Here is a 15,022-nt window from a genome sequence, read left to right as displayed (position 1 = left end):
AGGCGGCCCCCGCTGCCCGGGTCTGTCACCGGGATCCCCACCCCTGGGCCGCCGAACGCAAGAATCGTGGTAGCGCGAAGTTTAGTCAATTCACGTCCAGGGAAATCCGGCCGCGAATCGGAATCCGCCCGGCGGCGTATCCGGGCATTGATTACCATTTGCCGTTTTTGATGCCGATGGGCGTCCGTCGCGCCCGCCGCCCCCCGAGCGGGCGGCGGCGGGCGCGACGGAACCGGCTACGCCGCGTCGTCGGCGAACGTGCCCGCGCGGGCGGCGCGTTCCGGGTCGCGGGCGCGCAGGACCGCGTAGCCGGCGATGCCCACCACCAGGGCGCCGACGAAGACGTACGGCAGCACGTTGAGCGGGGATTCCGGGACGGGCCACAGGTTGCGGTAGAAGACGTAGACCATCGCCGCCGCGCCGATCAGGCCCAGGGCCCAGGTGATCGCCAGGGCCCGGGCGCCCGTCCTGCGGACGAACAGCGGCGCGGCCAGACAGACCAGGACGTACGACAACATGTAGCCGAAGACGCCGATCGTGTCGATGTACGTGGTCGCGTCCAGGCCGTTGGTGCCGGCGAGCACGACCGCCACCGTCGGGATCGCGACGAAGGGCGTGACGACCAGGATCGCCGCCGAGGGCGTCTTGTGCGTCGGGTGCGCGCGACCCAGGCGGGCCGGCACCACGCCCTCCCTGGCCATGCCGAACAGCAGTCGGGCCGCGACCGTGACGCAGGCCATCACCACCGCCAGGAACGAGGCGGCGAAGCCCGCGTGCAGGAAGAACTTCAGGAAGCCCAGGCCGGAGAGTTCGGCCAACTCGTCCATCGGGTCGGCGCTGGCCACCAGGCCGTCGGGGCCGCCGAAGCCGACCACCTGCGCGTAGGTGGCGAACATGTACAACAGCCCGGCCAGCAGCGCGCTGCCCATCACCGCACGCGGGATCGCCTTGTACGGGTCGGTCGCCTCCGCCCCCAGCGAGGCCGCGCCCTCGAAACCGACGAAGCCGAGCACGCCCAGGACCACCGCGAACACGACGCCGTCCAGGGTGCTGCCGCTCAGGGTGAGTTGGTCGGTGTCGAACAGGTCGTTGCCGCTCTTGAAGAACACCGCGAGGAGCACGACCACGATCAGCACGATCGAGATCACCTCCAACGTCGCCGCCACCCGCGCCGCGGTGCGCACGCTCGCGATGGTCAACCGCACCGCGATGGCGGCCAGCAACACGTCGAGCAACACCTGACCGGCCACGCCGGTGAAGGCGCCCACGCCGATTCCGTCCAGCGCCCGGCCGGTGTAGTAGCCGGCGCCCGCGAGCGAGCCGGAGCCGATGCACACCGCGCCGATCAGCAGCGCCCAACCGGTCACGAACGCGCCGGCCGGTCCGAGCGAGAGCCGGGTGAAGGCGTACAGCGAGCCGGTGCCGGCCCGGCGGCGGGCGAACACGCAGATGCAGTACGCGATCGCCAGCACCGCGGCCATGGCCAGGAAGAACGAGAACCACGCGCCGTTGCCCGCGGACGCGGCCATGCTCGCGGGCGCGAACGCGATCACCGCGCTGGGCGCGACGTTGGCCACGCTCTGCGCGCCCACCTCGAAGGTGGTCACGCTGCGCCGGGCCAGGCCGTCGTCGGGCGGGCCGGAGTGGGCGCCGGGGGAGGGGAGCGAGGCTGCGGATGCGGGCACGGGTGCTGCCTTTCCGGACTTTCCGGCCGAATTGCCTGGGGTGAGAGTAGTCATCGGTCAGCCCTCGCGCTTGGTGGGGTCGTACGCGGACGGGGCGTGCTTGGTGGAGCCGGAGGCGGACCGGGGCGCGACGTACGCGGTGTACGCGTCGTAGGCCGCCGAGTCGGAGCCGGCCACGCCGGCCTCGGCCGGGTCGTGGGGCGCCGGCCGGTAGCCGGTGATCAGCAACTGCCGCAGGGCGCGGCCCTCGTTCAGCTCCGCGAGGGCGTCCCCGGCCTCCTCCAGCGGACGCCGGGCCGAGATCATCGACTCGACGTCCAGGAAGCCGCCGACCACCAGGTCGACCAGCACCGGGATGTCGCGGTGGGCGACCACCGAGCCGTAGTTCGAGCCGAGGATGCGCTGGTCGGCCTCGGCCAACGCGAGCGGGTCGAAGCGGGCGGTGCTGCCGGTCGGCGGGAGGCCGACGATCACCGCCGCGCCACCTTGACCGAGCGCGGCGATGGCCTGCTCGGTGGTGGCGATCTTGCCGATCGCGTCGAACACGTAGTCCAGGCCCTCCGGGACCAACGTGCGCAGCGCCGCCACCGGGTCGACCGCACTCGCGTCGACGGTGTCGGTGGCGCCCAGCGTGCGCGCCAGGTCGAGCTTGTCCGCGACCACGTCCACCGCGACGATCCGGCCCGCGCCGGACAGCCGGGCGCCCTGTACGCAGGAGAGCCCCACGCCGCCGCAGCCGATCACCGCGACCGTCGCGCCGGCCTCCACTCCCGCGGTGTTGCGGACCGCGCCCACCCCCGTGGCGATCGCACAGCCGACCAGGGCCAGCGCGTCCAGCGGCGCGTCCTTGCGCACCTTGATCGCGCCGGAGGCGGGCACCACCACCCGGTCGGCGAACGAGGACACGCCCAGGTAGTGGTGCAGTTGCTCGCCGTCGGTCGAGCTCAGTCGGCTGGTGCCGTCGTACAGCACGCCCTTGGGCGCGACCACCTCGGCGACCAGCGAGCACGCGGCGGGCCGGCCGGCGAGGCAGTAGCGGCAGGCGCCGCAGGCCGGCACCCAGGACAGCACCACGTGGTCGCCGACGGCCAGGCCCGAGTCCTCGGTGTCCGGGCCGAGCGCGGTCACCACGCCGGAGCCCTCGTGGCCCAGTACGACCGGCATCGGCACGTCCCATTCGCCGCGCACCACGTGCAGGTCCGAGTGGCACACGCCGGCCGCGACCACCGCGACCTCGACCTCGCCGGAGCCGGGCGGGGCCAGCACGAGATCGGTCATGGTCAGGTCGTTGCCGGGGCGCAGAACCACGCCGCGGACGCGGTCGGCGGGTGCCGGGGAGGGGATGGTGCTCATGGCTGCTCCTGGCTGGACGAGGTCGCGTTTAGTAGCGCTAAACTTTCGTCAAGGTTTTACAGGAGTAAACTCGTGGCGTAAAGACCCCCGAGCAGGGTGAATCCGAACCTTTACGGACCGCTCGGCGGTCGCGGAACGGTGCGCTGAAACGACGGGAGGACGGGTACCGTGTCGCGCGTGCCAGCACATACCGGAGCAGAGTCCGGCGCAGAGCCCGCGGCCACACCGGCCGCCACCGGCGCAGAGCCCGCAGCCGCACCCGCCGCCAAGGACACCTCCAGCCGGATGTCCCGGGTCGGCCCGCGCCTGCGCGAACTGCGCCTGGCCCAGGGGCTGACGCTGGTCCAGGTAGCCGGCGCCGCCGGGGTGACCAAGGGCTTTCTGAGCCTGGCCGAGCGCGGCAAGGCGTCGGTGTCCGTGCCGACCCTGCTGCGCATCTGCGACGCGGTTGGCACCAGCATCGCCGCCCTGTTCGACTACCCCGACCAGGACGTGGTGCGCAGCGGCATCGGTGCCCCGCTGGAGATGGGCGGCATCGGGATCGAGGAGTTCCTGTTGACGCCGGCGGAGGAGACGCACGTCCAGGTGATGCGCACCGTGCTGAGCCCGGGCGGCGGCTCGGGCGGCGCGTACGCGCTGGAGGCCGAGACGGTGTTCGCCTACCTGGTCCGCGGCAGCCTCGAACTCACCGTCGACGGCGCCGTGCGACATCTGGGCGCGGGCGACTCGACCACGTTCTCCGCGCGACTCGAACACGGATGGACGAATCCGGGCGAGATCGAGGCCGAGGTGTTGTGGTCGATCGCGCCGGCGCTGCCGCGCCATGTGACCAAGCTACGGCCCAACCGGTAATCATCGGTTGCCGATCGGTTGCCGCTCGCTTGCCGACCGGGGTCGATCGAGTGCACACCCGGTACGGACCGGGTGCCGGCCCGATGTCCCCCGGACGCGGGCCGGTTCGCCGTGTTCCCGGAGACGTCGGCACCACGCCGGCGCCGAGGCTTTCTATGCTTGCCGCGTGACCGACCCCAATGACCTCGATGTCCGACCGGCGTTCTCGCCGTCCGCAGCCGCCTCCGCCCGGGGGGTGATGGCGCTAACCTGCGAGCGTGTGGCCGCGACATTGGCTTCGTACGAGCTGCGGGTGCTGCCGTCGACCGTGGCCCAGTGGGAAGCCGGGACGGAACGCCCGAACGAAGCCGAACTGCTCGCCCTCGCCAAGTCCTTGGTCGTCCCCGTGAGCCAACTCATGGGCGGCCGACCGGGCAATCTCCAGGACCACCGGATCGCGGCCGGCCTCACCCGCGCCCAACTGGCCAACCAGGTACGGATGAAGGAGATCGGCTACGCCCGACTCGAACGTGCGAACAAGTGGCGGGCCGACGAGCAGCGGACCGGCTTCCTGGTCCGCGCCCTCGGCCTGTCGATGCGTGACCTGGCCGAGGTGTCCGGCGTCGGCCCCGAACTGGAAAACCTGCTCGCCGAGGCGGTGGTGGGCCGCTGGAAGACCCAACTGCCGGATATCACCCGGTTGATCGGGATGCGCCGCAAGCGCATCGGCGAGGTGCTCGAAGCGCTGAGCTCGGTCTTCCCGGAGGGCATGGACGTGGCCGACGTGCCGCGGGCCGCGGTGGTCGAGCGGTTCTGGGGGCTGCTCGGCGACCCGGTCGCGGACCCGGGCGCCCCGGGCGTGTGGCTGCTGCAAGGACGATTCGCGTAACCGACCCCGAACCGAACGGTCCTGCCGTCCCGTCGGATCCGACGGGACGGCAGGACCGTTCTTTGTTCGCGCCGGGCGCGTCCGGCGGCACGTACTAGACCGGTACGCCGACCAACGTTCCGCCGTCGGCGATGCGGACCTCGAAGCGGGCGAGTTGGTCCGCGGGCGTCCAGGTGCCGGTCCGGATCACCAGGGGCGCCTCCGAACCCGGTACACCGTAGCCCTTCGGCGGGACCGTCCAGCCGGAGATCTGTTGTTCCTTGCCGTCCTTGCCGATCGCGACCAGCGAACACCGCAACGGACCGCGAACGTTGCGCAGTTCGAGCGCGAGGTTGGTGCCCCAGGCCTTGCTCTCCAGCGCGATCCGGGCGGCTGCCCCGGTGCGCGGATCGGTGGCCTGCAGCGTCGTCCCGTTCTCGGCGATGGCCCGGAACGGGTCCGCCTGCTGCGCCGAGGTGGACGAATCGTCCTTGAGCCAGGTCCGGCCGGCGAGCACGCCCGCGCCCAGACCGATCACCAGGAGCGCGACGCACGCGGCGACCAGGAGGGCGAGCCGGGGGGTGCGTCGGGCGTTGCGCCGCGCGGCCAAATCGTCCACCGGACCCGGGCCGGCGACCGGTGGCGGGGCAGCGGTCGGTTCCGGCGTCGGCACCGGGACCGGTCCGGGTGTCCACGCCGGTCGGGTCGGCGCCGCGGGTGCCGGTGCCGCCGGCTCCGGCAGTTCGTACACGCCCTCGTCGCGCACCTCGGTCAGCAGCGTGGCCAGACCGGAGAAATCGGCCAGCTCGTCGAGACAGCGGTCGCAGCCGGCCAAATGCTCCTCGAACGCATCCCGGTCCGCCGGCTCCAACAGGCCGAGGGCATACGCGGCGACATCCGCATGTTCGGGTTGCACGCTCATGCCGACACACCCCTCTCCTCCAGGACGAGCCGCAGCGCGCGCAGCGCGTAGTACACGCGTGACTTCGCCGTACCCGCCGGGATGCCGAGTACCTCGGCCGCCTGGTTGACAGTACGGTCGCGGAAGAACGTTTCGATCAAAATTTCCCGGTGCGATGTGGAAAGGGCGTCCAGCGCGTCGCCGACCACCACCGAGCGCAGCAGCCGATCGACCTCGTCGCCGGTGGGCAGCGTGGCCAACGGCTCGTCGCCGACCTCCGGCGGACGGGCCGCGCGGGCCCGCTGCTCGTCGATGACCAGCCGGCGGGCGACGGTGACCAGCCAGGGCAGCAGCGGCGCGGCGGGATCGAGCTTGGCGCGATTGCGCCAGGCCCGGACCAGCACCTCCTGCACGCTGTCCTCGGCCCGCTGCCGATCGCCACCGTTCAGTCGCGACACGACCGCGAGCAACGGCCGTGAGTACTCGCGATAGAGCATCGTGACGAACTTGGTCTCCTCGTCCGAGCCCGGCGGGTCGGAACCCGGCGGGCCGGACCCCGGCACGTCCACATCGGACATTCGCGACCGGCCTCCTCCCGTAGCCGAGATCCGCATCCCGGAGCAGGCAACACCCTAGGGGGCGCCTGCCTGCCGCCATGGCGCCATCCCTGTTTCGGCCCTCCGACCAGGCACGATGCGAAAATGACGCCACTTTGGCTCCATGGGGTTCACTGTGGCGTCAAAAGTGTGCCATGCTGGCCGCAACGGACCTCCAGGGTCACCGGAAGCGGTTGTTGTGGTCGGATCGCCGCCGGATTGCGACCCGATCACGGACCGATCGGTACTTGGCACCACCATGGCGCCGCAGCACTGCCATGCCGGCGCCGAACCATTCGACAGATCCAGGGAAAGGAAGGGTGGGCGCGATGACCGCCACCACCACTCGGATCGCCACCCCGGGCGGAATCACCGCCCGCGGGGTGCGCAAGTCCTACGGCGACAAGGTCGTGCTCGACGGCATCGACCTGCACATCCCCGAGGGCACGATCTTCGCCCTCCTGGGTCCCAACGGCGCCGGCAAGACCACCACCGTGCAGATCCTCACCACGTTGATCGGCGCCGACGCGGGCGAGGCGCGTGTGGCCGGGCACGACCTGCGGACCGACCCGGACGGGATCCGCCGGGAGATCGGCGTCACCGGGCAGTTCGCGGCGGTGGACAACCTGCTCACCGCCGAGGAGAACCTGCTCCTGATGGCGGACCTGCACCACCTGGACCGGCGGGAGGGCCGGCGGCGCGCCGCCGATCTGCTCCACCGCTTCGACCTCGCCGCCGAGGCCGGGAAGTCGGCGTCCACCTTCTCCGGTGGCATGCGACGCAAGCTCGACCTGGCGATGACCCTGGTCGGCCGCCCGAGTGTGCTCTTCCTCGACGAGCCGACCACCGGCCTGGACCCGCGCAGCCGGCGGGTGATGCGGGACCTGATCCGCGATCTGGTCGCCGACGGCACGACCATCTTCCTGACCACGCAGTATCTGGAGGAGGCGGACCAACTCGCGGATCGCATCGCGGTGTTGGACCACGGGAGGCTGGTTGCCGAGGGCACCGCGGCCGAGCTCAAGGGGCGCATCCCGGGCGGGCACATCCGGGTGTTCTTCGCCACCGAGCGGCGCCTGGACGCGGCGGCCGCGCTGTTCCCCGGCGCGCTGCGCGACAACGAGGAACTCGCCCTGCAAATCCCCGGCGACGGCAACATCGCGGCCCTGCGCGACGTGCTGGACGCGCTGGAGTACGCCGGTGCGGAGGCGCAGTCGCTGTCCGTGCACACCCCCGACCTCGACGATGTCTTCCTCGCCCTGACCGGTCGGCCCGAGTCGTCCAAGGAGAACGCGCGATGAGTACTTCCACCTATGCGGTACGCGACTCGATGACGATGTTGCGCCGCAACCTCAAGCGCGCCCGGCGCTACCCGTCCATGACGCTGTCGACGGTCATCACCCCGATCCTGATGTTGCTGCTGTTCGTCTACGTGTTCGGCAACGCGCTCGGCAACGGCATCGAGCTGCCCGGCGGCGGCTCCGGCCGCGGCGACTACATCGACTACGTCACCCCGGGCATCATCTTGATGACGGCCACCTCCGGTGCCGTCTCCACGGCCGTGTCGGTGTGTTCGGACATGACCGAAGGCATCATCAACCGCTTCCGCACCATGTCCATCTCCCGGGCCTCGGTGCTCACCGGTCACGTGCTCGGCAACGTCATCCAGACCATGATCGCGCTGGTCATGGTGACCGGCGTCGCCTTCGCGGTCGGTTTCCGGTCGAACGCGACCCCGATCGAATGGCTGGCCTCCATCGGCCTGTTGCTCCTGCTCGCCTTCGGGTTCAGTTGGCTCTCGGCCGCGATGGGCCTGGGCGCCTCGACCGTGGAGACCGCGAGCAACGCGCCGCTGCCGCTGACCTTCCTGCCGTTCCTGGGCAGTGCGATCGTCACGCCCGACTCGATGCCCACCGGGCTGCGCTGGTTCGCCGAATACCAGCCGTTCACCCCGATCAACGAGACGCTGCGCGGCCTGCTCCTGGGCACCGGGATCGGCAACGACGCCTGGATCGCCCTGGCCTGGTGCCTCGGCCTGGCACTGGTCGGCTACCTGTGGTCGCGCTCGATCTTCAACCGCGAGGCCCCGAAGGTGTAGGCCCGTCACCGTGTCGCACGATGCCGAAGGGCTCGGCCCGTCACCTGGTGACGGGCCGAGCCCTTCGGCATTGTCGCGCGCTCGGGGTGCCCCGAATTCCGGCGGATTTCCCGGCCGGCGGTATTTCCCGGGCGATGGCCCGGTTCCTCCTGTGACCGGCCGGCCGCAGGAGGAACCGGGCCGCCGACGGGAATTGCCCGGGCGGAGGCATTTCCCGACGGCAGTCGATGGGTGGAACCGATGATCAGCCTTGTCCGGCCGGCGATTCGGGTAATTCGGTGCGACCCGGTTGCGGGGGTCGCGTCCGAACCCCGCCGAGTTCCCGATCCGTATTCCGACACCCGCTCCGGTGAGGCGAGCGTACCTCCCGGTCGGAATTCGGTGACCGGAAACGACGGTCGGTCGAGTCGGCCGCGAACAATTGGGCCCACCACGAATCCTCGGCGCCGGCGGCGGGGGCTGTCCCGTCGACGGGACCCGGTACCGAACGAGCGCCCCGCCCCGCATCGAGGCCGCTCAGCGGCGCAGTTCGAGCGTGCAGCACTTGGCGTTGCCGCCGGCCTTGAGCAACTCGACCAGGTCGATCCCGATCGGGACGTAGCCACGTTCGCGGAGCTGCGGGCCGGCGAGTTCGACGGCGCGTTCCGGCAACAGCACGTGTCGGCCGTCGGACAGCGCGTTGAGCCCGAAGACGACCGCGGTGGCCTCGTCGGCCAGGATCGCGTCGGGGAAGCGCTCGGCCAGCAGCCGCCGGCTGTCGGGGGAGAACGCCTGCGGGTAGTACATGATCTCGTCGGGGCCGAGCACCGTGAGCGCGGTGTCCAGGTGGTAGAACCTGGGATCGACCAAGGTCAGGCTGAGCACCGGGATGCCGAAGAACTCCCGTGCCTCGTGGTGCCCGCGCAGGTCGCTGCGGAATCCGGAGCCGGCCAGCAGTTCGCCGCCCACGTAGAGGAAGTCGCCCTCGCCCTCGTTGAGGCTCTCGGCCTGGCGTACCTCGGACCATCCGTCGGCGCGGAACCAGTCGAGGTACGCCTGCGATTCGTCGGCGCGCTGCGGGTGGCGAAACCGGGCGACGAGCACCTTGCCGTCCACGACCGTCGCGCCGTTGGCCGCGAACACCATGTCCGGGAGACCGGGCACCGGTTCGATCAACGCCACGTCGTGCCCGAGCGCGACGTAGGCATCGTGCAGACCCTTCCACTGGGCCGACCCGGTGTCCGCGGAGGTGGGCACCCGCGGGTCCATCCACGGATTGATCGAATACGTGACGTCGAAGTAGGTGGGCCGGCACATCAGGAAACGCCGCGGCCGAGCCGTGCGGTTGCCGTCCGAAGTCGCCTGGGTGTTTGTCTGGGTCACTTTGATTCCCTTGTTCTCCGCGATTTGTGTCCGGGGTGAAATCAATGCCGATGCGAAACGGTGTGTTCGACCGGACGGAAACACGGCGTTCGCCCGATGCAGGCATGCCGGAAAGGAGCGGGATCGCCGCGGGCCGAAGTTAGCACGAGGTGTGGGCCGCACTCGTCCCGTTGACGGGACAATCACCTGCAATTGATATTCGGGGATTTCATCGGAGTCGATTCGGGTAATTCCCCCCGGCGTTCCGTCGGGCGCTCGGTCGGGGTGCGGGGCGGGTGCACGACGGGGTGCGCGACGGGGTTCGCGGGCCGGGCCGAGGTCGCCGCCGGCGGGCTGCGGCGAGCCGGGCCCGCATCTGCGGATCGCCCACCGGCCGGCCGACTCGCCCGGTGGCGGGTCGACGCCCGACCCGGCCGCGTCCGGTGCGGTGCACAGGCCGGGAACCGCCGCGGAGCCGAGCGCCGGCCCGGTTCGGCGCGGATCCGGGCCGGCCGAATTCGATCGATCGACGCGCGTCGCCGGCACTCGAACGGGGCGCCGAAGAATCCGTCCGGATGGTCGAGGTCATTCCCGATGCGGCCCGGTCGTGAATGTGCGATGACACCCGCCTATCGGTGCCGTTAGGACCGCGTCAAGACGGCCGGGTTTTCGAGCCGCAGCAGGTACGCGCCCTTATAGTGACCGGCCCCGCGAACTCGCTCGATCCGATCACCCCGGCCATGTATAGAAACAACTTGGTTGGTCAAATCTTTTTTCGCCGGTTGTGGAATGAGACGATCGACTACCCGGCGACAGTGGGCGGTATCGTTCCGAAACGATCAGCGGCCGTTTCCTTGATTTCCGGGAGTTGCTGGGATCTACTCGGGTAGGCCGTCGAAGAGGCCCACTTTGAATGTGGATCTTCGGGAGACGGCAAGGCGTGACGCCGGTAGCCGCAATGCCAACGGGGATCTGCAAAGAGGCGAACGGGGCAAGTCGTTGATGCACGCATTCGTACATATGTCCACCATGTCCGACCGCGCGATCCCAAGGATCGCGTGGCACGGTCGTACGCAGGTGGAGCCCAGGTCGTCGAACATTCGGCCGGGAGCGATCCGAGAGTGGCCTTCGGGTCCGATCGCGCCGATGGGATCGATGGTCGACCGAATGTATATCGGATATGTCTGGTATGCACCCGTGGTGGGACTCCCCGTGGCAACGAACTGCGCAAGAGCGGCACGGAATCTGCGCAACATTCGCTTGTTCGAGCGTGCACTCACATGGAGGCATGGTGGCGAATCAAACCAGAAATCATGAAATCGCGAGAGAGACGCAGCTTCGCTCGGGCCCGGGGGTCGTCGCCCGACCGCGGAGAGCCGTCGGGGACCATCCGCACTGCGGTCGGTTGCTCACCACAAAAGTGGGTCTGCAAATACCTGCCGATATGACCTTCGAAGACTGGGAGCAGGCCGGTCGCAAGCTGTCGGGAATCCTGGATTCCTCGTCGTGGTGGCTCGGCGACTGGTTGGTATACGGCAAGGACCACTATACCGATCTGTACCAGCGGGGGATACGCGCGGCCGGATTAAGCTACCAGACGCTAAGGAATTATGCATGGGTTTCGAGGCGTTTCGAGTTCCATCGCAGGCGGTCGGCACTGAGTTTCCAACACCATGCGGAATTGGCCTCGTTGCCGCTCGCCGAACAGGAACTGTGGCTGGACCGCGCGGAAGAGATGAAGTGGACCACCAAACAGCTTCGCAACGCCATCCGTGACGTCCGGGCGGCGACCGAGGGGCAGGACGGCCGGCAGGCCGAGGCGACGCGCCGGCTCGCGGTGCCGGGCGATCGCATCCAGTGGTGGCACAAGGCCGCGGAGCAATCGGGGATCGACTTCGAGCAGTGGGTGCTCGCGACGCTGGACAACGCCGCCGAGCGGGTCCTGGAGGACGTCGAGGAGCAGACGGCGGTCAGCGCCTGACGGCAGGTGATCGAGGCACAACGGGGTGATCGTGGACAGTGCACCGCCCGGGGCGGTGCAACGCACCACGATCCCGGGGCCCGTGCTCGCGAGCACGGGCCCTTCGGTCGTTCTCCGGAACGGGTCCGGCTTCGGCCGCCCGGCCGCCCGGCAATTCGTCGATCGTCCGCCGAGCCCGGAATACCCGGCGGGTGTATGGCGAAAGGGGCGTCCGCCGAGCCGGCGTCCGACGCCGGTTACCAATTGATTACCACGGATCGGCTCGACCATCCATGAACGGCCCGGTTCGCGATACCGCCGGGTAACGAACACGCGGGAACTCACCCGCTCGGTAATCCGGTGCGCCATGTCGCGGAGCATCCTGGCTTCGTGTGCCCGGGCAGTGGTTCGGTACCCGGGTGGACGATCGGGCCGGCGGACCGACCGGAGCGTTGTCCCGTCGGCGGGACGGCCCCGGCGGTCGTATTGCGGACCGAGCCCCTTGAAAGGTTTGCCCGGCCCCCCTACGTTGGAACTGCGGTGCCCCCAGACGCAATATCGAATGCGTTTCTCCCGTATGGCCGGTCGAGAGATTCGGGAGCATGGGCACGTCGGACAATGGTTATCCTGAATTCCCGACCAGGGTCCTCTTATCGGTTTCCGTGACCGACCCGCCGAAGATACGGAAGTCCCTGTCGCCGCCCTGCTAGCGGGAGAGTTTTCTATGGGCACTTTTGCACGCGAGATCTACGACGTGGTGGGCATCGGGTTCGGCCCTTCCAATCTGTCGCTGGCCATTGCGCTGGACGAGTATCGGTCCGCAGGTCCGGACGATCCGTCACAGCCGTCGGCGATGTTCTTCGAACGACAGCCCGCGTTCGGCTGGCATCGCAATATGCTGTTGCCCACGACGACCATGCAGATTTCCTTCATGAAGGATCTGGCCACGTTCCGCAATCCGGTGTCGAGCTTCGGCTTCGTGTCGTTCCTGCATGCGTCCGGTCGGTTGACGCAGTTCGTCAACAACCAGGACTTCTTTCCGACGCGCCAGGAATTCCACCAGTACCTGGAATGGGCGGCGGCCCGCTTCGCCGACCGGGTCCGCTACGGCACCGAGGTGACCGGGATCCGACGGCCCGCGGCGACCGAGGGCGACGCCGGCGAGCCGTACGTGGAACTGGAGGTCCGCAGCGGCTCCACGACCCGGGTGGTGGGCGCACGCAACGTGGCCGTCTCCACCGGCCTGGTGCCGCGCATGCCCAAGGGTGTGCAGCGCGACGAACGTGTGTGGCACAGCTCGGAGTTCCTGGACAAGTTCGGTCGGATGGACCCGGCCGGGCTCAAGTCCGTGGCGGTGGTCGGCGCGGGTCAGAGCGCGGCCGAGATCACCCGCTATCTCTACGACGAACTGCCGCACGCGCAGGTCTACTCGATCATTCCGTCCTACGGCTACTGCGTAGCCGACGACACCCCCTTCGCGAACCAGATCTTCGACCCGGGCGCGGTGGACACCTACTACTTCGGGACGGATCGCTCCCGCGAGGCGTTCTGGCACTACCACCGGAACACCAACTACTCGGTGGTCGACGACGAGGTGATCCGCGACCTGTATCGGCGTTCGTACGACGAAGAGGTGCGCGGCCTGGACCGGTTGCGCTTCCTCAACCTGACCAGGGTCGACCAGGTCAAGCGGGCCGGCGACGAGACGCGGGTGTCGCTGCTGTCCCTGCCGACCGACGAGACGCCGGAACTGGACGTGGACGCGATCGTGTTCGCCACCGGCTACGACGCGATGGAGCCGACCGCGCTGCTCGGCGACCTCGATCGATACTGCCTGCGCGACGACACGGGTCGGCATCGCGTCGCCCGGGACTACCGGCTGGTCACCACGCCCGAGTTGGGCTGCGGCATCTACCTCCAGGGCGGTACCGAGCACACCCACGGCCTGACCTCGTCGCTGCTGTCGAACCTGGCCGTGCGCAGCGGTGAGATCGCCGAATCCATCATCGGCCGGCGCGCCGAGCCGATGGCGGAGCCACCGCTTCGCCGGGTGGTCGCCGGCGAGACCGGGTGATCCCCTCCATCCGGGAGTCGCGGCCCGTCGGCGATCCCGACGGGCCGTTCCCGGCTCGGACGCGGCCGTCCGGCGCGGTGCCCCGTCAGGGCTTGATGCCGACCGCGCCGTAACCCCAGACGTTCTCCACCGTGTCCAGGGGGTGGTCCGGCTCCGCGTCCGGGTTCCAGTGGGTGCGCAGACCGGGGTCGACCAGGTCGAAGCCGGCGAACAGCGACAGGATGTCGTCGTGGCCGCGCATGGTCATCTCGGCGGAGGCGTTCTTCCATCCGTCGGCGCCCTTGCGGCCTTGGTTCGGGTCGGCGTCGAAGGACGCGTGCGAGAGCAGCAGCATGCTGCCGGCGGGCAGCGCGTCGCGCAGTCGGGCGACGATCTCGTGCGGCTTCTCGTCGTCCCGGATGAAGTGCAGTATGGCGACCAGCATCAGCGCGACGGGCTCGCCGAAGTCGATCACCTCCAGCACCTCGGGCGCCGACAGGATGTCCTGCGGCGAGCGCAGGTCGGCCTGGGTGAAGGTGGTCCGGCCGGGTCCGGCGTCGGCCATCAGCGCCCGCCCGTGCACCAGCACGATCGGGTCGTTGTCCACGTACGCCACCCGGGCGTCCGGGGCGATCTCGTGCGCCACCTCGTGGGTGTTGCCCGAGGTGGGAATGCCGGTGCCGATGTCCAGGAACTGCCGGATGCCCCGGCGCGCGGCGTAGCGCACCGCGCGGCGCAGGAAGAGCCGATTGAGTTGCAGGGTGACCGGCAGGTCGGGAATGGCGGCGACGATGGTGTCCGCCGCCGCGCGGTCGACCGCGAAGTTGTTCTTGCCGCCCAGCAGATAGTCGTAGATCCGGGCGGTGTGCGGAATGCTCGTGTCGATCCGTGCGGGCAACCGACTCTCGACCTCGTCGAGGCGGGGCAACCGCCAGGTCTCGTCGTCGTCTCCCGCGTCCCCCGCCGGTATGGATGTCACGTTCGCCTGCCTCCGCACCACCGATTCCCCGTTTTCGCCGAGCGTACTGTGGCCATTCGCGGTTTGGGATCGCGCCGAAGGCGCTGTGGGGGAATCGATACACGGCCCGGGTCGCCGGGCGGTCGACTCGGGCGGGCGGTGCCGGCGATCGGCCCCGTGGCGCGGACCGCCGGCACCACCCTGCTCGGGGGTTACTCGGGCATGCCCTCGTCGACCCAGCGGGCGATGGCGTCCACCCGGTCGGCCGGCCAGGGCCCGTCGCACGGCATGGTGCCCGCACGCAGCCGGGCCAGGATCGCCTCGGCATGCGTGCCGACGCCGGCGTGCGACCACAGGTCGAACATGGCGCCTGGTACG

At 69.7% G+C, this 15,022-nt stretch carries 13 protein-coding genes; 6 read left to right on the top strand and 7 right to left on the bottom strand.

Annotation, left to right across the window (positions count from 1 at the left end; all coding sequences use genetic code 11):
- Positions 1 to 236 precede the first annotated feature (236 nt).
- Together ABZ374_RS21675 and ABZ374_RS21670 are read right to left on the bottom strand one after the other, a co-directional pair.
- Positions 237 to 1,685 (bottom strand): APC family permease, encoded by a 1,449-nt coding sequence (locus ABZ374_RS21675; protein WP_360313420.1) that lies wholly within the window; start codon positions 1,683 to 1,685, stop codon positions 237 to 239.
- Positions 1,686 to 1,742: 57 nt separating this feature from the next.
- Positions 1,743 to 3,038 (bottom strand): zinc-binding dehydrogenase, encoded by a 1,296-nt coding sequence (locus ABZ374_RS21670; RefSeq protein ID WP_360313418.1) that lies wholly within the window; start codon positions 3,036 to 3,038, stop codon positions 1,743 to 1,745.
- Between the two features lie 177 nt (positions 3,039 to 3,215).
- Between ABZ374_RS21670 and ABZ374_RS21665 the strand changes: the two genes are divergently transcribed.
- Positions 3,216 to 3,890 carry a helix-turn-helix domain-containing protein gene (locus ABZ374_RS21665; RefSeq protein ID WP_360313416.1) on the top strand — a complete coding sequence of 225 codons (675 nt, stop codon included), beginning with the start codon at positions 3,216 to 3,218 and terminating at the stop codon, positions 3,888 to 3,890.
- 166 nt (positions 3,891 to 4,056) lie between these two features.
- Complete coding sequence (locus tag ABZ374_RS21660) at positions 4,057 to 4,758, top strand: transcriptional regulator (protein WP_360313414.1); 702 nt, start codon at positions 4,057 to 4,059, stop codon at positions 4,756 to 4,758.
- A gap of 94 nt (positions 4,759 to 4,852) precedes the next feature.
- Here the strand turns inward: ABZ374_RS21660 and ABZ374_RS21655 are convergent, their stop codons facing one another.
- Both ABZ374_RS21655 and ABZ374_RS21650 read right to left on the bottom strand, forming a co-directional pair.
- Positions 4,853 to 5,659, bottom strand: coding sequence for a zf-HC2 domain-containing protein (locus tag ABZ374_RS21655; RefSeq protein WP_360313412.1), 807 nt, complete (start codon positions 5,657 to 5,659; stop codon positions 4,853 to 4,855).
- Positions 5,656 to 6,216, bottom strand: coding sequence for a sigma-70 family RNA polymerase sigma factor (locus tag ABZ374_RS21650; RefSeq protein WP_360313410.1), 561 nt, complete (start codon positions 6,214 to 6,216; stop codon positions 5,656 to 5,658). The genes ABZ374_RS21655 and ABZ374_RS21650 overlap by 4 nt, the downstream gene beginning before the upstream one ends.
- 347 nt (positions 6,217 to 6,563) lie before the next feature.
- Here ABZ374_RS21650 and ABZ374_RS21645 point away from each other — a divergent pair, with 347 nt between their 5' ends.
- Positions 6,564 to 7,535 (top strand): ATP-binding cassette domain-containing protein, encoded by a 972-nt coding sequence (locus ABZ374_RS21645; RefSeq protein WP_360313408.1) that lies wholly within the window; start codon positions 6,564 to 6,566, stop codon positions 7,533 to 7,535.
- Entirely contained in the window at positions 7,532 to 8,332 is an 801-nt protein-coding gene (locus tag ABZ374_RS21640; protein WP_360313406.1) for an ABC transporter permease, read from the top strand. The genes ABZ374_RS21645 and ABZ374_RS21640 overlap by 4 nt, the downstream gene beginning before the upstream one ends.
- Positions 8,333 to 8,848: 516 nt before the next feature.
- Here ABZ374_RS21640 and ddaH read toward each other — a convergent pair.
- A complete protein-coding gene (gene ddaH / locus ABZ374_RS21635; protein WP_360313404.1) occupies positions 8,849 to 9,694 on the bottom strand; it encodes a dimethylargininase in 846 nt (281 codons plus the stop codon).
- Between the two features lie 1,159 nt (positions 9,695 to 10,853).
- Between ddaH and ABZ374_RS21630 the strand changes: the two genes are divergently transcribed.
- Both ABZ374_RS21630 and ABZ374_RS21625 read left to right on the top strand, forming a co-directional pair.
- A complete protein-coding gene (locus tag ABZ374_RS21630; protein WP_360313402.1) occupies positions 10,854 to 11,654 on the top strand; it encodes an LmbU family transcriptional regulator in 801 nt (266 codons plus the stop codon).
- A 703-nt stretch (positions 11,655 to 12,357) separates the two neighbouring features.
- Positions 12,358 to 13,707 carry a SidA/IucD/PvdA family monooxygenase gene (locus ABZ374_RS21625; protein WP_360313400.1) on the top strand — a complete coding sequence of 450 codons (1,350 nt, stop codon included), beginning with the start codon at positions 12,358 to 12,360 and terminating at the stop codon, positions 13,705 to 13,707.
- 85 nt (positions 13,708 to 13,792) lie between these two features.
- Here ABZ374_RS21625 and ABZ374_RS21620 read toward each other — a convergent pair whose 3' ends face one another.
- Together ABZ374_RS21620 and ABZ374_RS21615 are read right to left on the bottom strand one after the other, a co-directional pair.
- Positions 13,793 to 14,665 (bottom strand): SAM-dependent methyltransferase, encoded by an 873-nt coding sequence (locus ABZ374_RS21620; RefSeq protein ID WP_360313398.1) that lies wholly within the window; start codon positions 14,663 to 14,665, stop codon positions 13,793 to 13,795.
- 191 nt (positions 14,666 to 14,856) lie between these two features.
- Entirely contained in the window at positions 14,857 to 15,009 is a 153-nt protein-coding gene (locus tag ABZ374_RS21615; protein ID WP_360313396.1) for a hypothetical protein, read from the bottom strand.
- Positions 15,010 to 15,022 lie beyond the last annotated feature (13 nt).

This window comes from Embleya sp. NPDC005971 (genome assembly GCF_040629175.1).
GTDB lineage: Bacteria > Actinomycetota > Actinomycetes > Streptomycetales > Streptomycetaceae > Embleya.
The sequence above is the reverse complement of the archived record's forward strand: the minus strand, read 5'-3'. Positions and strand labels throughout refer to the sequence as shown.

Bases quoted from the DNA above. Each gene is read 5' to 3' on its own strand.
- ABZ374_RS21655 (WP_360313412.1), bottom strand. From the start codon at position 5,659: ATGAGCGTGCAACCCGAACATGCGGATGTCGCCGCGTATGCCCTCGGC.
- ABZ374_RS21615 (WP_360313396.1), bottom strand. From the start codon at position 15,009: ATGTTCGACCTGTGGTCGCACGCCGGCGTCGGCACGCATGCCGAGGCG.
- ABZ374_RS21650 (WP_360313410.1), bottom strand. From the start codon at position 6,216: ATGTCCGATGTGGACGTGCCGGGGTCCGGCCCGCCGGGTTCCGACCCG.
- ABZ374_RS21645 (WP_360313408.1), top strand. From the start codon at position 6,564: ATGACCGCCACCACCACTCGGATCGCCACCCCGGGCGGAATCACCGCC.
- ABZ374_RS21640 (WP_360313406.1), top strand. From the start codon at position 7,532: ATGAGTACTTCCACCTATGCGGTACGCGACTCGATGACGATGTTGCGC.
- ABZ374_RS21625 (WP_360313400.1), top strand. From the start codon at position 12,358: ATGGGCACTTTTGCACGCGAGATCTACGACGTGGTGGGCATCGGGTTC.
- ABZ374_RS21630 (WP_360313402.1), top strand. From the start codon at position 10,854: ATGTCTGGTATGCACCCGTGGTGGGACTCCCCGTGGCAACGAACTGCG.
- ABZ374_RS21670 (WP_360313418.1), bottom strand. From the start codon at position 3,038: ATGAGCACCATCCCCTCCCCGGCACCCGCCGACCGCGTCCGCGGCGTG.